This window comes from Marinobacter iranensis, assembly GCF_029207565.1.
Classification (GTDB): Bacteria; Pseudomonadota; Gammaproteobacteria; order Pseudomonadales; family Oleiphilaceae; genus Marinobacter; species Marinobacter iranensis.
Genome location: NZ_JANCMW010000008.1, coordinates 22,818 through 42,200, shown reverse-complemented (window position 1 = coordinate 42,200; position 19,383 = coordinate 22,818). Strand labels below are relative to the sequence as shown.

Annotated in this window: 20 protein-coding genes; 13 read left to right on the top strand and 7 right to left on the bottom strand. The window is 57.4% G+C overall.

Annotation, left to right across the window (positions count from 1 at the left end; genetic code table 11):
• Positions 1-528, top strand: coding sequence for a phosphatidylglycerophosphatase A family protein (locus NLU14_RS13265; protein WP_275707302.1), 528 nt, complete (start codon positions 1-3; stop codon positions 526-528).
• 31 nt (positions 529-559) lie between these two features.
• Here NLU14_RS13265 and NLU14_RS13260 read toward each other — a convergent pair whose 3' ends face one another.
• Entirely contained in the window at positions 560-763 is a 204-nt protein-coding gene (locus NLU14_RS13260; protein WP_275707300.1) for a DUF6316 family protein, read from the bottom strand.
• A 269-nt stretch (positions 764-1,032) separates the two neighbouring features.
• Between NLU14_RS13260 and NLU14_RS13255 the strand changes: the two genes are divergently transcribed.
• Positions 1,033-1,713: a DUF2057 family protein gene (locus NLU14_RS13255; RefSeq protein WP_275707298.1), complete on the top strand. Its 681-nt coding sequence runs from the start codon at positions 1,033-1,035 to the stop codon at positions 1,711-1,713.
• A 48-nt stretch (positions 1,714-1,761) separates the two neighbouring features.
• On the opposite strand, the gene NLU14_RS13250 is transcribed toward NLU14_RS13255, so the two are convergent.
• Together NLU14_RS13250 and NLU14_RS13245 are read right to left on the bottom strand one after the other, a co-directional pair.
• On the bottom strand, positions 1,762-3,291 hold the full coding sequence (locus tag NLU14_RS13250) for a WS/DGAT/MGAT family O-acyltransferase (RefSeq protein ID WP_275707296.1): 1,530 nt from the start codon (positions 3,289-3,291) through the stop codon (positions 1,762-1,764).
• A gap of 120 nt (positions 3,292-3,411) precedes the next feature.
• Positions 3,412-4,323, bottom strand: coding sequence for a LysR substrate-binding domain-containing protein (locus NLU14_RS13245; protein WP_275707294.1), 912 nt, complete (start codon positions 4,321-4,323; stop codon positions 3,412-3,414).
• Between the two features lie 268 nt (positions 4,324-4,591).
• Between NLU14_RS13245 and NLU14_RS13240 the strand changes: the two genes are divergently transcribed.
• A complete protein-coding gene (locus tag NLU14_RS13240) occupies positions 4,592-5,578 on the top strand; it encodes a glutathione S-transferase family protein (RefSeq protein WP_275707292.1) in 987 nt (328 codons plus the stop codon).
• 146 nt (positions 5,579-5,724) lie between these two features.
• On the opposite strand, the gene ispB is transcribed toward NLU14_RS13240, so the two are convergent.
• Entirely contained in the window at positions 5,725-6,693 is a 969-nt protein-coding gene (gene ispB, locus NLU14_RS13235) for an octaprenyl diphosphate synthase (protein WP_275707290.1), read from the bottom strand.
• Between the two features lie 230 nt (positions 6,694-6,923).
• Here ispB and rplU point away from each other — a divergent pair, with 230 nt between their 5' ends.
• The 4 genes from rplU (at position 6,924) to proB (ending at position 10,123) form a co-directional block, all read left to right on the top strand.
• Complete coding sequence (gene rplU, locus NLU14_RS13230) at positions 6,924-7,235, top strand: 50S ribosomal protein L21 (protein ID WP_027831003.1); 312 nt, start codon at positions 6,924-6,926, stop codon at positions 7,233-7,235.
• A gap of 36 nt (positions 7,236-7,271) precedes the next feature.
• Positions 7,272-7,532 (top strand): 50S ribosomal protein L27, encoded by a 261-nt coding sequence (gene rpmA / locus NLU14_RS13225; protein ID WP_275707288.1) that lies wholly within the window; start codon positions 7,272-7,274, stop codon positions 7,530-7,532.
• 137 nt (positions 7,533-7,669) lie between these two features.
• Entirely contained in the window at positions 7,670-8,866 is a 1,197-nt protein-coding gene (gene cgtA, locus NLU14_RS13220; RefSeq protein ID WP_275707286.1) for an Obg family GTPase CgtA, read from the top strand.
• Between the two features lie 132 nt (positions 8,867-8,998).
• Positions 8,999-10,123, top strand: a complete 1,125-nt coding sequence (proB, locus tag NLU14_RS13215; RefSeq protein WP_275707284.1) for a glutamate 5-kinase — start codon at positions 8,999-9,001, stop codon at positions 10,121-10,123.
• A gap of 220 nt (positions 10,124-10,343) precedes the next feature.
• On the opposite strand, the gene rpsT is transcribed toward proB, so the two are convergent.
• On the bottom strand, positions 10,344-10,613 hold the full coding sequence (gene rpsT, locus NLU14_RS13210) for a 30S ribosomal protein S20 (protein ID WP_275707282.1): 270 nt from the start codon (positions 10,611-10,613) through the stop codon (positions 10,344-10,346).
• Positions 10,614-10,896: 283 nt separating this feature from the next.
• Between rpsT and murJ the strand changes: the two genes are divergently transcribed.
• The 6 genes from murJ to ispH all read left to right on the top strand — a co-directional run bounded on the left by murJ (position 10,897) and on the right by ispH (position 18,491).
• Positions 10,897-12,477: a murein biosynthesis integral membrane protein MurJ gene (murJ, locus tag NLU14_RS13205; protein ID WP_275707280.1), complete on the top strand. Its 1,581-nt coding sequence runs from the start codon at positions 10,897-10,899 to the stop codon at positions 12,475-12,477.
• A 65-nt stretch (positions 12,478-12,542) separates the two neighbouring features.
• Positions 12,543-13,514, top strand: coding sequence for a bifunctional riboflavin kinase/FAD synthetase (gene ribF, locus NLU14_RS13200; RefSeq protein ID WP_275707278.1), 972 nt, complete (start codon positions 12,543-12,545; stop codon positions 13,512-13,514).
• A 35-nt stretch (positions 13,515-13,549) separates the two neighbouring features.
• The gene (gene ileS / locus NLU14_RS13195) at positions 13,550-16,369 is read left to right on the top strand and encodes an isoleucine--tRNA ligase (RefSeq protein WP_275707276.1); all 2,820 of its coding nucleotides are present in this window, start codon (positions 13,550-13,552) and stop codon (positions 16,367-16,369) included.
• Between the two features lie 25 nt (positions 16,370-16,394).
• The gene (lspA, locus tag NLU14_RS13190) at positions 16,395-16,913 is read left to right on the top strand and encodes a signal peptidase II (RefSeq protein ID WP_275707274.1); all 519 of its coding nucleotides are present in this window, start codon (positions 16,395-16,397) and stop codon (positions 16,911-16,913) included.
• Positions 16,913-17,365, top strand: a complete 453-nt coding sequence (gene fkpB, locus NLU14_RS13185; protein WP_275707272.1) for an FKBP-type peptidyl-prolyl cis-trans isomerase — start codon at positions 16,913-16,915, stop codon at positions 17,363-17,365. The genes lspA and fkpB overlap by 1 nt, the downstream gene beginning before the upstream one ends.
• Positions 17,366-17,540: 175 nt before the next feature.
• Positions 17,541-18,491 carry a 4-hydroxy-3-methylbut-2-enyl diphosphate reductase gene (ispH, locus tag NLU14_RS13180; RefSeq protein WP_275707270.1) on the top strand — a complete coding sequence of 317 codons (951 nt, stop codon included), beginning with the start codon at positions 17,541-17,543 and terminating at the stop codon, positions 18,489-18,491.
• A 30-nt stretch (positions 18,492-18,521) separates the two neighbouring features.
• On the opposite strand, the gene NLU14_RS13175 is transcribed toward ispH, so the two are convergent.
• Both NLU14_RS13175 and NLU14_RS13170 read right to left on the bottom strand, forming a co-directional pair.
• Positions 18,522-18,944, bottom strand: coding sequence for a type IV pilin protein (locus NLU14_RS13175; protein WP_275707268.1), 423 nt, complete (start codon positions 18,942-18,944; stop codon positions 18,522-18,524).
• A 26-nt stretch (positions 18,945-18,970) separates the two neighbouring features.
• On the bottom strand, positions 18,971-19,351 hold the full coding sequence (locus NLU14_RS13170; protein WP_275707266.1) for a hypothetical protein: 381 nt from the start codon (positions 19,349-19,351) through the stop codon (positions 18,971-18,973).
• Positions 19,352-19,383: the final 32 nt, after the last annotated feature.

Below are 19,383 nucleotides of genomic sequence, written 5' to 3'. Positions count from 1 at the left end.
ATGAGCAGCGACAATAACCTTCAGGAGCCGGAACTTCCCGAGGCCCTTCTGCCGCCGGGTTTTCTTCGGGACCCGGTTCATCTGCTCGCGTTCGGTTTCGGCAGTGGTACTGCCGCCAGAGCCCCGGGTACCTGGGGTAGTCTGGCCGCGATACCTATCTGGTTCTGCTTTTTCTGGTTGCCGCCCGTTGCCTACTGGGTGGTTGTCCTGCTGGCTTTCGTGGTGGGGATCTGGTTATGTGGCAAGACAGCCGGGGATCTCAAGGTCCATGACCACGAGGGCATTGTCTGGGATGAGTTTGTAGGCATGTGGATTGCGTTGGGGCTGTTTCCGGACAACATCTACGGAGTGCTGATGGCCTTCTCGCTATTCCGCCTTTTCGATGTGCTCAAACCCTGGCCCATCAGTTGGCTGGACGAATACCTTCCAGGCGGGCTTGGTATTATGGTGGACGACGTGGTAGCAGGCTTCATGGCATTACTATCCCTGTTCGCCATTGATCGGTGGTTAATGCCGATCATTGTCTGAACATCATGCCGAGACAGGAAATCAGTCTGGCTCAGTGAACCTGCTGCTCTTCGGGAAGAAGCCGCACAACATGCAGAAAACGCCTGAGGCCGGTTTCTGCGCGTTGCCGGGAGGCGAAAGGACCGCTATCAAAACCCTCCCGGGTGGTAAAATACCACTTGCTACCGACGCAGAAGAACCGACTGCTTCGGAACGGTGCGGGACCGTCTTCTCCGGACCGACGTTGGGTATCCATGTTTTCTCCTGAGCCCTTAAGCGCACTTCTGGTATCGGGCGGCGCGTGATTTCACTCTCTGACTGTTTAAAATTAAATCAATTCCTGCCAAATTCAACATTTTTTTACATTTTTCGGATGGCGCTGGCTCCTATTACGTAACCAATTTGTCATGGGGTTACTGTAAACAGGCAGCATGTCTTGCTCTTGGCCCGGCCACTCTTCAAAATGCCTTTCAACCACAAGTGATCATCCGCCGGGAAAACCGGTGAACTGCACAAGGATATAGCATGAGTATCTATCACGTTTCAGTCATTTTCAAGAAAGCCTGTTTCCTGGCGGTAACCCTTGCCGGATTGGTTGCACTGGCCGGATGCAGCTCAACCATGAGCAACGTCAAGACCTGGGAGGGGGATGCCGTTGATGCCTCTCAGACCGCCGTTCTCAAGGCTCCCGGAGAGATTCAGGTGCAGCAGGTGAATGGCCAAAGGCTTGGTAATTTCCTGATGGACGACCTGGCTCTGGACTATGAACTGTTGGCGGGCGAAAACCAGGTAATATTTACGTATAAGACAATCTGGGCCAAAAGTGGTGTTGTCCGCAATGGTGAATCCAAGGTGCATGTGATCGAGACTGCGCCTCAGAGTGTGACCATTGATGCTCAGCCGGGAGAGACTTACCGCTTCAGCTTTGAGGCTCCCGAAAACAGGAGCGAGGCAGAAGCGTTTGCGGATAATTTTGCTGCGAATATTGTTGATGCATCAAGCAACGTTGTTGCCCGTGCCAATGCATGGGATGGACAGTCTGAAAGCACCCGCACGGTTGCGAGGGCGCCGGTTGGCTCGGCCAAGAACGATGAAGGTGCCGGCACGAGCGCCAGCAGCGAAGGTACACTGGGTGAGCTCAAGGCATTGTGGGGCGAAGCGAATGAGGAAGAGCGGCGGGCCTTCCTGCACTGGGCTTTCGAATAACAGTCACTATTTGAACGGGTGGCGCCACCCGTTCAAATCACTCGTCGTTCAGCCTCGAAATCGGCTGAAAACCTTCCGCAGTGCACCTTCCATCATGTTCAGGGCGTCATCCGCCAGGGTGGAGTGGCTGTTTTCATAGTCGCTCCTGTCTTCCCCCTGCGATGGCAAGGCATGGGCGGCCGATTCGATCGCCTCCAGGCTGTCTTCAAGCAACCCGGTCAATGACTCTCCATCGGCAACCACATCAGGGCACAATGTGAAGTTGACCGTCAGCCTGCCTTGATAGCTCACAGCAACGATCACCAGCCCCATGCTGTCAAACAGGGGCGCAGAATTGAACTGCCTCACCAACCTTGCGCCCTGCAGATAAAGAGGCACCTGCGGCCCCGGCACGTTGGTAATCGGAAGGTTGAATACCGGCTGGTAGCGCTGGGCAATCTGTAGTTCGGAATAGAGCCTGGCAGACAGGGCCAACATGGTGGAAGGCAGGAGCTCTGTCAGGCGGTCCGCGGCAATGGCTTCGCGATAGGGCTCGGACTCCACTGCATTCCAGTGGATCCTGCGAATCCGTTGGGCTGGGTCGGGCTCACGGGTGGCAAGGTCCAGCAACATCGCTGACATCTGATTGCCGGTAGCTTTGCGAAGGCTGCTGGAACGAACGGAAACCGGTGTCATGGCAACCAGTGATCGTTCGGTATCCGCATTGTTGTTGGCCAGATAGCGGCGCAGGGTTTCCGCGCAAAGGCCCAGTACCACGTCATTCAGTGTTACATCTCCCAACGTTGCCTTGATGGTCTTGAGTCGGGAAAGATCCAGGCTGGCGGAGACAATCTGGCGGTTGGCCGTAATCTGGCGATTAAAGGGGCTGTGGGGTGCAGAAAACAGTGGAAAGGGCAATGGCAGTTTCCGCATCTGTTTCTGGATCAGGCCGCGGGCGGTTGCTTCTGCGGCACTGACGGCCAGCGAGGTCATCTGCAGAGGTTTGCGCAGGAGGTTCGCGCCGGTCTGGAGGAAAATCCGTTCTTCCGAGGGCTCTGGCTGCGGGTGCCATGGTTGTGGCGTTTCGATGGCGCGGGCTTTGGGTGTGTACTCCAGAAGCTTGCCAATAATTTCCTCGCCACTGAACGCATCAATGGCGGCATGGTGTAGTTTGACGATCAGGGCGAAGCTTTTGCTTTCTGTGTCTTGATCGTCCAGTTGAAACCCGTCAACAAAAGTGATGTGCCAAAGAGGGCGGTCTCGTTTCAGCGGCTCTTCGAGGATCCGCGAGGCCAGCCCCATCAGGCTATCGACCTTGCCATGGTCGCCCAGGTTTACATAGGCCAAGTGCCGCTCGATGCTGAAATCGGGATCATCAATCCAGTAGGGGCGCCCAAGGCGCAGTGGAATTTCCTTCAGGCGTTGACGGAACAGCGGCACCACATGGAGCCGGCTGCGCAGGTAGGCAACAAAGGTGCTGAAGGCCAGCGGCTTGTCGCGCTCGCGGGCATCGAAAAGGTAGATGCCGCCAATGTGCATGGGGGCGGTTTCGGTTTCCAGGTAGAGGAAAGAGGCATCCAGCTCCGACAGCTGCCGCATGGTATGAGCTCCGTTCACAGGTTTTTGCGTCGGGGCAGTATAAACGACTACACCGGTGATCCGTTGGCTCTTTTGCCCGGAAAAGCGTTCCGGGGAGCCAGCCCGGCTTTCAGTGCTGATTCAGGCGTTCAGCCAGGATGAAATGTCTGGTGACTGCCCCAGCTTATCCCAGAACCACATCAGGGCTTTGCCTTGGTCTTCAGCATGGCGGGCCAGGTGCAGCATGATGGGTTGTCTGGGTTCGTGGACCTGCAGGGTTTGCAGGCTGCCACTGGCGAGTTGATCACGCACGCGGGCCTCCGGGAGCCACCCCACTGCAAGCCCGGCCTGTTGAACCGCTATTTTCTGGTCAATGTTGGCGACGGTAATGGTGCGTTGGCGGCGGAATATACCGGCGTGGCCGGGTGGCAGTGAGCGGGAGGTGTCTGCTGCCACAGCGGCGGGGAAGCGGGCAATGTCTTCCTCGGTTAGCGGCTGTGTAGCGCTGGCCAAGGGGTGATCGGGTGCCACAGCGTAGACAAATGTCATTTCTCCAAGTGGTCTGGTGGTGAATGCGCCAGCGGGTTTGCTCATCTGGTCGGCGCCGACAATCAGGTCCACCCGTCGGCTTTGCAGGGCATCCCATGAACCGGCAAAGACTTCTTCCACCAGTTGCACTTCCACGGGCACGCCAAGTTCATAGAACTCTTTCACTGCAGGGAACAGGCACTCGGCCGGTAGCAGGGAGTTGAAGCCGATTCGCAGGCGGGTTTCCCAGCCCTGGGCGACCTGGCGGGTGGTATGGGCCAGGTTTTCGGCGGCCTCCAGCAGGGTGCGGCCTTCTTCCAGCAGGTAGCGGCCGGCCGGGGTGAGGGCTGCGCGGTGTCCGGTGCGGTCGAAGATGGCGACATTGAGGTCTTCTTCGAGTTTCTGGACGGTGTAGCTGATGGCGGACGGTACGCGGAAGAGTTCGTTGGCGGCACCGGCGAAGCTGCCTTTGCGGTCGATGGCATCGAGGACTTTGAGGGCGTCTATGGTGATGGCTGTGTGCATGTTCGAATTATCTGATTGTGTTGGCCAGAAATGATTGTTTGAGAGCGTAGCAGGGTGGCCGGTATTCTTCCTCTAATTTCTTGTGGGCCAGTTTCGGGGCGCGGGAATCGGGGCAGGCCTTCGCAAACACGCCGTGAACCCATCCATGGGGGCTCGGCATTGCCATCCATGGCAATGCACGGTTTGCGAAGGCCTGCCCCAATTCCCTTGATCAGCAGAGTGCTTGCCGCCCACTCAAATCACCAAGTGTGCGTTCAGCGGAGGACTTATGGGACTGCTTGTAGATGGCAAATGGCACGATCAGTGGTACGACACCTCGAAAACCGGTGGCAAGTTTGAACGTGAGGCCGCCAGGTTTCGCAACTGGGTGACGGCGGATGGATCGCCGGGGCCAGCGGGGGAGGGTGGTTTTCCGGCGGAGTCCGGGAGGTACCATTTGTATGTTTCCATGGCATGCCCCTGGGCACATCGGACGTTGATTTTTCGGGTTTTGAAGGGGCTCGAGAAGCATATTTCGGTGTCGGTGGTGCATCCGGATATGGTGGAGAACGGTTGGGAGTTTCGGCCGGATGAGGCGGCGCATCGGGATGATGTGAACGGTAAGCGCTTCCTGTACGAGGTGTACCTGAAGGCGGCGCCGGATTATTCCGGGCGGGTGACGGTGCCGACGTTGTGGGACAAGCAGAAGCAGACGATTGTCAGCAATGAGTCGGCGGATATTATCCGGATGTTCAACTCCGCGTTTGACGGGCTTGAAGGCGTACGCAGTGATCTGGATTTTCACCCGGAAGAATTGCGCGGTGAGATTGCCGAGGTGAATGAGCGAGTCTATCACACCGTGAATAACGGCGTGTACAAGGCAGGGTTTGCTACGGCCCAGGATAAGTATGAAGAGGCGTATGGGGCGCTGTTCGATTCGCTGGACTGGCTGGAGGAGCGGCTTGCAGGGCAACGTTATCTGGCGGGTAACCGGCTGACAGAGGCGGACTGGCGGTTGTTTACCACGCTGATTCGGTTTGATTCGGTGTATTACAGTCACTTCAAGTGCAATCGGCAGCGGATCTCGGACTTCCCGGCGCTGTCCGGCTATGTGCGGGATCTGTACCAGGTGCCGGGAGTGGCGGATACGGTGGATATCGGGCAGATCAAGCGGCACTACTATGTAAGCCAGCGGACCATTAATCCGACGCAGATTGTGCCGGTGGGGCCGGAGCTCGATTTTGACGCGCCCCATGGGCGGGAAACCCTGGGGTGAGCTTTTTGTGGCTGCGTTCGGGTTTGTCGGATTACGGCTTCGCCTAATCCGACCTACCGTTTGCGTCCAACCCGGATGCGCCCTCCCCCGTAGGTCGGATTAGGCCCAACGGGCCGTAATCCGACACTCCACTGCCAGCAGGCTCACTAACTAACCCGGACAACCGCAAGCTCAGTCAGCAACGCCAGCGCTTCCCTATGGTCCGACTCGGGAAGAGTGTTGAGGCAGTCGGCCGCCAGGGTGGCCTGCTCCCTGGCTTTTGCCAAGGTGTACTCCAGCGCACCGGAGCGGTTGACGATTTGGAGGATTCGGGGCAGGTCATCCAGGCCGCCCTTGCGGATCGCCTGCCGAATCAGTTGTTTCTCGTCATCGCTGCCCTGTGCCATCGCGTAAATCAGCGGCAGCGTGGTCTTGCCTTCGGCCAGGTCGTCGCCCACGTTCTTGCCCATGGCCTCCGCGTCACCACGATAATCCAGTACGTCATCCACCAACTGGAAGGCCAGGCCCAGGTGCTTGCCGTAGGCGCTCAGCGCCCGCTCCTGGCCTTCATTTGCACCAGCAAGCAGCGCACCGGTATGGGAAGCTGCTTCAAACAGCATGGCAGTCTTGTTGTGGATGACCTCCATGTACTTGTCTTCACTGACGTCCGGGTTCTTCACGTTCATCAACTGCAGCACTTCGCCTTCAGCGATCACTGCCGTAGCGTGGGAAAGTACGTCCATGATTCGAAGGTTCTGGAGTTCCACCATCATCTCGAAAGCGCGGGCGTAGAGGAAATCACCTACCAGCACGCTGGGGGCGTTACCCCAACGGGCATTGGCGGTGCTGCGGCCCCTGCGCATGTCGGAGGTGTCCACTACATCGTCGTGAAGGAGTGTGGCGGTGTGGAGGAATTCGATGACCGCTGCAAGTTTGAGGTGCTCGTCCCTGTCGTAGCCCAGGGCGCGGCTTGAGAGCAAAACCAGTAGTGGCCTCAGACGCTTACCGCCACTTTCAATAATGTATTGGGCGATTTTCTCCACCAGTGGAACGTCTGATGAGAGCCGCTTGATGATCAGATCGTTGACGCGGCTGAAGTCGTCCGCGACGGTGTCGTAAATTCGCTGGGCTGTCATGCGGCTGGTCCGGTCCCTTGTCTGGTGTTTTCGTTGGAAAAATAGGCGGGTGCCGCAATGCTAGGTATTGCGGTGATCGGTGTCAACTTGGCTTGTAAAGCGGCGGCGGTTTTCGTACAATCACGCGCCCAACTCATCCCAACCTGCGCTCCCTGCTATAGGGTTGCCGAAGCGCTTCCCTTAGAACCAGGTGGATAAGAGCAGGGATGGGTCAATCGCGGAGAACGTTAATGTACGCAGTTATTGTTAGCGGTGGTAAACAGCACCGTGTAAAAGAAGGCGAAACTCTGAAGCTGGAAAAGCTGGAAGTGGAAACCGGCGGCAACGTCGAGTTTGACCGCGTTCTGCTGATCGCCGATGGTGACAAGGTTCAGGTAGGCGCACCGGTTGTTGATGGTGCCAAAGTGACAGCGGAAGTGGTTAGCCACGGCCGTCACGACAAGATCCAGATCATCAAGTTCCGTCGTCGGAAGCATTCCATGAAACGTCAGGGCCACCGTCAGTGGTTTACTGAAGTCAAGATCACGGGTATCCAGGGCTAAGACCCTCGAGTAACCCCTTAGATAAGGAGGCTTGTAATGGCTCATAAAAAGGCAGCAGGTAGTACCCGTAACGGTCGCGATTCCGAGTCGAAACGACTTGGTGTGAAGCGCTTTGGCGGCGAGACTGTATCCGCAGGCAGCATCATTGTTCGTCAGCGCGGCACCCGTTTCCACCCGGGTAACAACGTTGGCCTCGGCAAGGACCACACCCTGTTTGCAACTGCAAACGGTCAGGTAGTCTTTGAGGTGAAGGGTCCGGAGAACCGTAAGTTCGTGAGCATCGTTCCGGCTGCGTAAGCAGCGGCGATCTCGGGTTCTGTCGAACCTTGGGTGGCCCTGATATGATTTGATATCAGAGCCACCTGAAGCCCCGCATAGCTTCCATGAGGCTGCGGGGCTTTTTAGTTTATGCGCAGTGCGCAAAGGGTTGAGTGATGAAGTTTGTAGACGAAGCCACCATCATTGTAGAGGCGGGCAAGGGCGGCCACGGTTGCCTGAGTTTTCGCCGTGAAAAATACGTGCCCAAAGGCGGCCCCGATGGTGGTGACGGCGGCGACGGCGGTTCTGTGTACCTGGAAGCCGACAGCGCTCTCAATACGCTGATCGATTACCGCTTCCAGCGTAAGCACAAGGCCGAAAACGGCCAGCCGGGCTCCGGCCGTAACTGTACAGGCATCAAGGGTGAAGACCTGGTGTTGCCGGTGCCGGTAGGCACCACGGTTGTGGACATGGACACCCACGAAGTGTTGGGGGATCTGACCCGTGCCGGTGAGCGCCTGAAAGTGGCCCAGGCTGGCTTTCACGGGTTGGGTAACACCCGCTTCAAGTCTTCTGTGAACCGAGCTCCGCGCCAGACCACCAAGGGTTCAGAGGGCGAGCTTCGCAACCTGAGGCTGGAACTGAAAGTGCTGGCGGACGTCGGCTTGCTGGGCATGCCCAATGCCGGCAAATCCACCTTTATCCGCTCGGTGTCGGCGGCCCGGCCAAAAGTGGCGGACTACCCGTTCACCACGCTGGTGCCTAATCTCGGTGTGGTCAGCGTACAGGCTCACCAGAGTTTCGTAATTGCCGATATTCCCGGCCTTATTGAAGGCGCTGCAGAGGGCGCAGGGCTGGGAATCCGCTTCCTGAAGCACCTGGTTCGCACTCGCTTGCTGCTGCACCTGGTGGACGTCGCGCCTTATGACGGCTCTTCGCCGGTAGAAAGCGTTCGCGCCATCGAGCATGAACTGGAAAAATTCAGCGAAACCCTCGCCAGCCGCGAGCGTTGGCTGGTGCTGAACAAGGTGGACATGGTTTCTGAAGAAGACCGCGAGGCTCACTGCCAGGCCATCATTGATGAACTCGACTGGAAAGGCCCGGTATTCAGCATCTCCGCGCTCAGCGGCGAGGGCACAAAGCCGCTTACTCAGGCTGTCATGCGCTGGATCGAAGACCAGGCGCAGGAAGAAGCCGAAAACCCCGAGTTCGCCGAGAGAGAAGCTGCACGCCGTCGTCAGATGGACGAAGAGGCGCGCGCCAGAATCGAAGTGGAGCGCCAGATCCGCCGCGAAGCCCGTCAGGATGACGATGATGACGACGACTTCGATGACGATGATTACGATGTTGAGGTGGTTTACGCTCCTGAATAGTGGAGTAGCGCCGGCGGGCAGGGCGTTGCGGGACACGCTGTGAATACATCCATGTACGCTCGACAAAAACATCCCTGTTTTTGACGGTCCCGCAACGCCCTGCCCGCCGGCTTATCCATGGATTGAGTTAGCATGAGCAAAAGAATACAGCTACGCCAGGCTCGCCGCCTGGTCATAAAAATAGGAAGTGCACTGCTTACCAATGATGGTCGTGGTCTGGATGTGGCCGCCCTGGGATTATGGGTGGACCAGATTGCAGAATTGGTCAGTGATGGGGTTGAAGTGGTTATTGTGTCTTCAGGCTCTGTGGCTGAGGGCATGAGTCGCTTGGGCTGGACCGTTCGCCCGGAACAACTGCACGAGCTTCAAGCTGCAGCTGCCGTCGGCCAGATGGGGCTGGTACAGACCTGGGAAGCCCAATTCAAGCGTCACGACATTCATACCGCCCAGATACTGCTCACCCACGACGACCTGTCTGATCGCAAGCGCTACCTGAATGCCCGCAGTACTCTGAGAGCATTGCTCGATTTCGGCGTGGTCCCCATCGTCAACGAAAACGACACCGTGGTCACCGACGAAATCCGCTTCGGCGACAACGACACCCTGGGAGCACTGGTCGCCAACCTGATCGAAGCCGATGGCCTGATCATACTCACCGACCAGCTCGGCCTGTTCGACAAGGATCCCCGCAAAAACCCGGACGCCAAAATGGTCGACGAACGCCGTGCCAGCGACTCCGAACTCGACGCCATGGCTGCTGGCGGAGCGGGCACCCTGGGGCGTGGTGGTATGCAAACCAAAGTCCGCGCCGCCCGCCTCGCCGCCCGCTCCGGCGCCTTCACCGTCATCGTCGGCGGCCGAATCGAAAAAGCCATCGCCCGCCTGCGCGACGGCGAAAGCATCGGAACACTCCTGCTGCCCGAACAAGGCAGAATCGCCGCCCGCAAACAGTGGCTGGCCAGCCACCTCCAGACCCGCGGCAAAGTCACCCTCGACCAGGGTGCCGTCAACGTCCTCTGCCGCGGTGGACGCAGCCTGCTGCCGGTGGGCGTGAAAAGCGTATCCGGCCAGTTCCGCCGCGGCGAAATGGTCTCCTGCGTCGACGAAAACGGCAAAGAAATCGCCCGCGGCCTCGTTAACTACGACGCCGACGAAGCCAGAGCCATCGCCGGCCGCTCCAGCGATCGGATTACCGAAGTGCTTGGCTACATTTCCGATGAAGAAATGATTCACCGAGACAATATGGTAATTGTCTAGAAGACTTCTCCCAACTTTGGAGGCAGGGCTGATCACCTACTCCGAAAACCGTGCATTGCCATGGATGGCAATGCCGAGCCCCCATGGATGGGTTCACGGCGTGTTTTCGGAGTAGGTGATCAGCCCTGACTGTGCTCGAAGTCAGGCAGGCAAGTAATAGACAGGCACAAAAAAACCGGCCAATCGGCCGGTTTCTTCATTCAAGTTCCGAAAAAGCGATTTACGCGCTCTTCAGGGCCTTGATGCGGGCACTCAGACGGCTCTTCTGGCGAGCAATCTTGTTCTTGGCGAACACACCCTTGTTAACCATGCTGTCCATAATTGGCTGAGCCTGCTGGAAAGCCGCTTGCGCTTCCTCAGGCTTGTTAGCTTCAATGTTGGCCTGGACTTTCTTGATGTAAGTACGCGCCATGGAACGCAGGCTGGCATTGTGCTTGCGGTTCTTCTCGTTCTGACGTGCGCGCTTCTTGGCTTGCGGGGAATTTGCCACCGTATAACTCCTGAGATCTGTGAAATCCGAAATTCGTGTGAAACGATTCGTAAAAATCGCGGGCGCGCCAAAACCAGCGCGTCGAAATAAATGACGCGGAACTATGCCGCCAACGCCCCAAAATGTCAAGGCTCAACGCTATTTCATCCCGGTATCCGCAAGGCCTGTGGTAAACTCGCCGCTCACCGCCGGAGAGCTCCAACGGCCCTAGGTAAATACCGAAACCAGGTCCATTTTACGCCGGAAATATCCAGAATCCACCGAACCATTGTCCAGGCCACGAATGTCGTCCGAACCTGAGCATAAAGAAGAACAGAAGGCACTGCCCAAACCGCCGGGGCTTCTCAGGTCGTCCGGTCTCGTCGGCGTGATGACCATGCTGTCGCGAATCCTTGGCCTTGTCCGGGATATGGTGATCGCCCGCTATTTTGGGGCCGGCGCAGGTGCCGACGCCTTCTTTGTTGCCTTCAAGATCCCTAACTTCCTCCGGCGCCTGTTCGCAGAGGGAGCCTTTTCCCAGGCGTTTGTGCCGGTACTTTCCTCGTATCGGCAGCAGGAATCGATCACCGAGGTCCGCCGCCTGGTCAATGCAGTCGCCGGCTCCCTGGGGTTGGTGCTGCTGGGAGTGACCGCTGTTGCCATGCTCGGCTCGCCGCTGCTGACGGCCGTTTTCGCCCCGGGCTTTCTGGATGACGATCTCAAATTCAGCCTGGCCAGCGACATGCTGCGCATCACCTTCCCTTACCTGCTACTGATCTCACTGACGGCTTTTGCCGGCGGCATCCTCAACAGCTATGACCGCTTTGCCATACCCGCGTTTACACCGGTGCTGCTGAACCTGGCGATGATCGGTGCCGCCATCTTTCTGTCGCCACTGATGGAAACGCCCATCATTGCCTTGGCATGGGGCGTGTTTATTGCTGGTGCGCTGCAGCTTTTCTTTCAGCTTCCCTTTCTGATGCAGTTGGGGTTAATGCCCCGGCCAAAGGTGGATTACAAGCACGAAGGGGTCAGCCGCATTCTGAAGCTGATGGTGCCGGCGATGTTCGGGGTGTCCGTGAGCCAGATCAACCTGCTGCTGGATACCGTGCTCGCCTCGTTCCTGCAGACCGGCAGTGTTTCCTGGCTGTACTACTCGGACAGGCTGGCTGAGCTGCCTCTGGGAGTGTTTGGTATTGCCATCGCCACGGTGATTCTCCCGAGCCTGTCCCGCAAACATTCGGCTGCATCGGTCGACAAGTTCGCGGCAACGCTGGACTGGGCCGTGCGGGCCGTCCTGCTGATTGGCCTGCCGGCCGCACTGGCTTTGGCTTTGTTAGCGGAGCCACTGATTGCGACCCTGTTCCATTATGGCGAGGTCACTGACCGGGATGTAACCATGGCGGCCCAGAGCCTGCGTGCCTACTCCGCAGGGCTGTTGGCATTCATGCTGATCAAGGTTTTGGCCCCGGGCTATTTCGCGCGGGAAGACACCAAAACGCCGGTAAAGATCGGCATTATAGCGATGGTGGCCAATATGGTTTTCAACCTCGCGTTGATTTTTCCCCTGGCGCACGCGGGGCTGGCGTTGGCCACCTCGCTGTCGGCCTGGCTGAACACCGGTCTGTTGTGGCGAGGCTTGATCAAGGAGGGTGCCTGGAAGTGGCAGCCGGGTTGGCCGCGGTTCCTGGTGCAGATCGGACTTGCCAACGGTGCTTTGGCTGCTGCAATCCTGTGGCTGCAGCCGCCGGTTGATCAGTGGCTTGGGGCGGGTGGCCTCCAGCGTGCCATGGATATGGGTATTCTCGTAGTCTCGGGCGTTGCGGTGTATTTTATTGTGTTGGCACTGGCCGGGGTTCGGGTAAGACATTTCCGCCACAGGTAGGTTATAATCGCGCGTTTTCTCATCAGTGAAACCATGCACCGCTGGCAAACAAGGGTTCGCTTTACATGCGTCTGATCCGGGGCCTGACCAACCTGAAACACTTTGCGCAGCAGGCCGACGGGCCGCTGGCTAAAGGGTGCGTTGCGACCATCGGCAATTTCGACGGTGTGCACCTGGGGCATCAGACCATCATCGACCAGGTTCATGAGAAAGCCCTGGAGCTGGGTGTGCCGTCTGTGGTGATGGTCTTCGAGCCGCAGCCCCGTGAATTTTTCCAGGGCCGGGAAGCACCGCCGCGGCTAATGCCGTTCAGGCAGAAATTCGAATCTCTGATGGCATCGGGCATTGATATCGTCCTGTGCCTGCGTTTCAACGAACGGTTTCGTAGTTATTCCGGTATGGGGTTCATCGAAGACGTGTTGATCGAAGGCCTCGGCGTCCGCCACCTGGTGGTGGGGGATGATTTCCGCTTCGGTTGCGACCGCGCAGGTGATTTTTCATTGCTGCGGGAAGTGGGGGAGCAGCGCGGTTATACCGTTGAAAATACCCGCACAGTGACCGTCTATGGCGAGCGGGTCAGCAGTACCCGGATACGGGGCGTGCTGGCCGAGAACCGGATCAGGGAGGCCGAAGCGCTGCTGGGCCATGCCTACCGCATCCGTGGGCGGGTGGTATATGGGCGTCAGCTCGGACGACAGATTGGAGCACCAACGGCCAACCTCCTTTTGCCCCATATGCCGGCACTGACAGGCGTTTATGTGGTCAGCGCCACCCTGGAGGATGGCCGGGTGCTGGATGGCGTTGCCAATATTGGGCTGCGCCCCACGGTGGATGGCAAGCAGCCATCGCTGGAAGTGCACCTGTTTGACTTTGCTGGCACACTTTACGGCCAGCGTCTTGATGTGGTTTTCCGCCATGCCTTGCGGGACGAAGTAAAATTCGACTCGGTGGATGACCTGAAGCAGCAGATTGCCCGTGATTTCGATGAGGCCCGCGAATGGATTGCGGGCCATGGCTCCTTAGCCACCGGACACTGACCGACATTTAACAACCTGAGCTACGCACCATTACCATGAGCGACTACAAGCACACTTTGAATCTGCCTGAAACCGCCTTTCCCATGCGCGGTAACCTGGCCAAGCGCGAGCCCGACATGCTCCAGCGCTGGCAGGATCTGGACGTTTACGGCAACCTGCGCAAGCAGCGGGAAGGTCGGGAAAAGTTCATCCTTCACGATGGCCCTCCCTACGCCAACGGCAGCATTCATATCGGTCATGCGGTGAACAAGATTCTCAAGGACATGATCGTGAAGTCCCGCAGCTTCATGGGTTACGACGCGCCCTATGTGCCGGGCTGGGACTGCCATGGCCTGCCTATCGAGCATAAGGTGGAGCAGGAAATCGGCAAGGCTGGTGTGAAAGTAGATTACAAGACCTTCCGTCAGGCCTGTCGCGACTACGCCACCAAGCAGATTGCCGGTCAGAAAGACGACTTTATCCGCCTGGGTGTGATGGGTGAGTGGGACAAGCCCTACCTGACCATGGATCCGAAAGTGGAAGCAGGCATTGTGCGTGCCTTGGGCAAGATCGTTGCCAAAGGTCATCTGGTTCGTGGTTTCAAGCCGGTCTACTGGAGTGTTGTGGGGCAGTCCGCGCTGGCGGAAGCCGAGGTGGAGTACCAGGACAAGGTTTCGGTGCAGATCGACGTGCGTTTTACTGCCGTTGATCAGAAAAAGGTACTTGATCTGTTTAGCACAAATAAAGGGCAGGGCGATGTCTCGATAGTGATCTGGACCACCACCCCCTGGACCATTCCTGCCAACCAGGCTGTATCTGTCCATCCCGAGCTGGAATACGCGCTGGTACAGACAGACGTCGGTAACGGCCCGGAACGCCTGATCGTGGCAGCGGAAATGGTCGACGACATCATGGCCCGCTGGGGCGTCGAGAATTTTGAAGTGCTGGCGACCGTCGTGGGCGAAAAGCTGGACAAACTTGCTCTGCAGCACCCGGTTTTCGAAAAGCAGGTTCCGCTTATCCTGGGCGACCATGTGTCTACCGACGCCGGTACCGGTGTGGTGCACACCGCCCCTGATCACGGTATGGAAGACTTTGAAGTAGGCAAAGCCAATGGCATTGGAACCATCAGCCTGGTCAAGGCCGATGGCACCTATACCCAGGCGGCTGGCGAATTTGCCGGGGTTCACGTCTATAAGGCGGACGACCCGGTGTGTTCAGCGCTGGAACGGGAAGGCAAGCTGGTGCGCGCAGAGAAGTTCAGCCACAGCTACCCCCATTGCTGGCGTACCAAAACTCCGTTGATCTACCGCGCCACGCCCCAGTGGTTTATCAGCATGGAGAAAGAAAACCTGCGTGATGATGCCCTGGAAGCCATCAAGGGCGTTCGCTGGGTGCCGGGTTGGGGGCAGAACCGTATTGAAGCCATGTTCAAACAGTCCCCAGACTGGTGTATCTCCCGCCAGCGCACCTGGGGTGTGCCGATCACCCTGTTTATCCATAAGGAAACCCAGGAACTGCATCCGGACACCCAAAACCTGATCGAAGTTGTAGCGAAAGAGATCGAGAAAGGCGGTATCGACGCCTGGTACGACATCGACACAGCTGAGCTTCTGGGCAGCGACGCCGACCAGTATGAAAAGGTTATGGACACTCTGGATGTCTGGTTTGATTCCGGTGTAACCCATGAATCCGTGCTGCGGCCCCGCACCGAGCTGGGTCAGTTCCCGGCGGATATGTATCTGGAAGGTTCTGACCAACACCGTGGCTGGTTCCAGTCGTCCCTGAAGACCTCTATCGCGATGAACGGCGTGGCACCGTACAAGCAGGTGCTGACCCACGGTTTCACCGTTGATGGCAAGGGCCGCAAGATGTCCAAGTCCCTGGGCAACGTGATCGCGCCCCAGGAAGTGATGAATGAGCTGGGTGCGGATATCCTGCGCCTGTGGGTGTCTGCCACCGACTACAGTGGTGAGATGACGGTATCCAAGGATATCCTGAAGCAGACCGCTGACGGCTATCGCCGCATCCGTAACACCGCCCGCTTCCTGCTCAGCAATCTCACCGGCTTCGATCCGGAGCAGCACGCTGTTGCGCCTGAAGAGATGATTGCCCTGGACCGCTGGATGGTGGACAAGGCCCTGCAGCTGCAAAGTGAGCTGCATGAGGACTATCAGAATTACGCCTTCCTGCGAATCTACCAGAAGGTATACAACTTCTGCGAAGCCACCTTGGGCGGTTTTTATCTGGATATCATCAAGGATCGCCAGTACACCACCCAGGCTGACAGCCGCGAACGTCGTTCCTGCCAGACAGCCCTGTTCCACGTGGCCGAAGCCCTGGTGCGCTGGATTGCGCCGATCCTGAGCTTTACTGCCGATGAAATCTGGCAGCACCTGCCGGGCAAGCGTGGCGATACCGTGTTCTACGAAACCTGGTACGAAGGCCTGACGGCTCTGCCGGACAACGCCGAACTGGGCCGCGATTACTGGAGCCGGATCTACAGTGTCAAGGAAGCTGTGAACAAGTGCCTGGAAGAGGCGCGTGGCTGTGGCGAGATCAAGGGTTCCCTGAGTGCGGAAGTAACGCTTTACTGCGAAGGTGACTTGGCGAACGACCTGAACTATCTGGGCGAGGAATTGCGCTTTGTGCTGATCACTTCCGAAGCCACGGTGGAACCAGTGTCCGATGCTGGTGACGCCGAACCGACGTCCCACGAGGGGCTGTTGGTGAAGGTGACACCGGCCAGCTATGCCAAGTGCGAGCGCTGCTGGCATCATCGGGCAGACGTTGGCCAGAGTGAGCAGTACAGCGATCTTTGCGGTCGTTGTGTGACCAACGTGGAAAGGCAGGGCGAGTCCCGCTCCTTTGCCTGATGGAAGCCGGACTGTGGAAAGTGTAATGAGTGATACGGATACAACCGGCTCCAAGCTCCGCTGGCTGTGGCTGGCGGTACTGGTGATCGTGCTGGACCTGGGAACCAAGGCCATGGCGACTGCCATGCTGACCTATGGCAACCCGGTGCCGGTGATGCCCATGTTCAACCTGACACTGCTGCACAACACTGGTGCGGCGTTCAGCTTCCTGGCTGGAGCAGCCGGCTGGCAACGCTGGTTCTTTGTCACCCTCGCGCTGGTGGTCAGTGTGGTGCTGGTGTTCTGGCTGAAATCCCTGCGGCGCCATGAAACCTGGTCGGCGATTGCCATTGTATTGATACTGGGCGGTGCTCTGGGCAATGTGTATGACCGCGTTGTTCATGGTTATGTTGTCGATTTCCTGCATTTTTACTGGAACGACTACCACTTTCCCGCCTTTAACCTCGCCGACACTGCGATCACTATTGGGGCAGGTATGATGATTCTTGATATTTTCCGTAAGCCCCGGGAGCCGGAAACGGACAACAGGAGCGACAATCGCTGATGAAAGAACTTCCTGTAGATCAGGGGACTCGCGTCACCCTTCATTTCGCGCTGAAATTCAGTGATGGTGAGATAATCGATTCCACGTTCGAGAAGGGGCCGGCGACGCTGGAAATCGGTGACGAAAACCTGCCGGAGAATTTTGAGGCGTACCTCATGGGTATGAAGGCTGGTGACCGGGACAGCTATGAGGTGCCCCCGGAGAAGGCCTTTGGGCAGCATAATCCGAGCAACGTGCAGACGTTCAAGCGCAGTGAGTTCAGCGCGGATATGGTGCTGGAGAAGGGCGTCATGATCTCGTTTGCGGATGCGCGCCAGAGTGAGTTGCCGGGTGTGGTCAGCCGAGTGGAGGGGGACCAGGTTGAGGTGGACTTTAATCACCCTCTGGCGGGGCGTACACTGACGTTTGAAGTTGAAATTATTGATGTGGAGCCCGTAGGCCACGCCCATTGACCGTGTTACCAGCCTGGCAATTCGGGTGTTTGTCAGCCTGCGGGTAAGGCCATTCCGGGATACGCTGTGAATACGTCCATGTACGCTCGACAAAAACATCCATGTTTTTGACGATCCCGGATTGGCCTTACCCGCAGGCTTCCGCAAACTTGTTTGATATCGCAGGGCGATTTTTATGCAAATACGATTGGCTAATCCTCGTGGCTTTTGTGCCGGTGTCGACCGTGCCATCGAGATCGTGAACCGTGCCTTGGATGTGTTCGGGGCGCCGATTTACGTGCGCCATGAAGTCGTGCATAACAAGTTTGTGGTGGACAACCTGCGCGAGCGTGGCGCTATCTTTGTAGATGAGCTGGAAGAGGTACCGGATGACAAGCTGGTGATTTTCAGCGCTCACGGTGTGTCCCAGGCTGTGCAGAGCGAGGCAGCACGGCGGGGCCTGAAGGTTTTCGATGCTACCTGTCCGCTGGTCACAAAGGTTCACCTTGAAGTGATGAAGTACAGCCGTGACGGGCGTGAGTGCATCCTGATCGGCCACCATGGTCATCCTGAAGTTGAAGGCACCATGGGGCAATATGATCACAGCAATGGCGGCGACATCTATCTGGTGGAAGATGAGAAAGACGTTGCCGCACTCGCTGTAAAGAATCCATCCAGGCTGTCGTACGTCACCCAGACCACACTTTCCATGGACGACACTGCCCGTGTGATTGATGCCCTCAGAGAGAAGTTCCCTGAAATCCAGGGACCCCGCAAGGATGACATCTGCTACGCCACCCAGAATCGTCAGGATGCCGTGAAGCAGCTTGCAGGCGACTGCGACCTGATGCTGGTGGTGGGCTCTCCGAATAGCTCCAACTCCAATCGCCTTCGGGAACTGGCGGAGAGAATGGGAACGCCAGCTTACCTTATAGATCAGTCAAATCAGATAGATCCGGCTTGGCTGAAGGGCAAGCAGGCCGTGGGCGTTACAGCGGGTGCGTCTGCACCAGAGATACTGGTAAATGAGGTTGTTGCCCGTTTAAGAGAGCTTGGTGGTGAGGTGCCCAAAGAAATTGAGGGCAGGGAAGAGAATATTGTGTTCTCGATGCCAAAAGAACTACGAATCGATGCCATAGAAGTCTGAATCCAGTGGCATCGATTTCGTCAAGGGCCTCTACCAGCAACTTGCCTGAGCGGCTCCACGGTTGCCTTGCTCGTCAAGCGTGATGGTCCCGCAGTCGTCTGTGGTCTGAGGTCCTGTTGGGACCGCTTGCAAGGTAAACGTATCCCGGGTCACACTCCCCACGAAGCTGATGTTATAGAATGCCGTACCATTTTGGGGGGACTGGCTGAACGGCAAAGTCGGGTTGCTTCCCGCATCACGGTAGTCAAAACCATTCGAATATCGGCGCTCCATCCATTGTGTTAATTCGAGGAGGTCCGACTGTGCGGTCGTCCTTCTGGTTTGCTCCATTTGGTTCTGGTAAAGAGGAAGGGCGATGGCTGCGATGATCGCAATTATCGCGACCGCAATGACCAGCTCAATTAATGTAAAGCCTGCGTGCGAGTTCGTCTTCAAAATTTTTATCCTTTGCATAGTTGTTCCTCGCTGCGTGTCGCGCACTATTGATTGAGCACGGTTATGCGCTGTACGGCCCGAGCACCAGTTCGGTGATCTGCAATGCCTCCCAGTTCCAGCCTAACCTGATCGCCTTGTGCGAGTCGCTTGACAATCTGTTCTCTTGACCAGGAGCCGCCGCCAAAGCGAATGACGCGCTCAAGTATGAAGGAATGATCATTGATGATCAGCATGAAGGAGTCTGAATGGACGAAGTTTATGGTTCCTTCAAAAGTTTCATCGTTGAGTGATAGTGTAGTATCGTCTGGCCTTTCTTCGGCCTGGACTGAAGCAGAGGCCAGAAGGCCTGACAGCAGCGCCGCCACAGCCAACAGGGCCATGATAAAGGTCCTGCGTGATGAAAGCGGAAGTGAGCGAATAATCATAGTGTTTTCCTGCTACTCAAATAGAAGGTTTT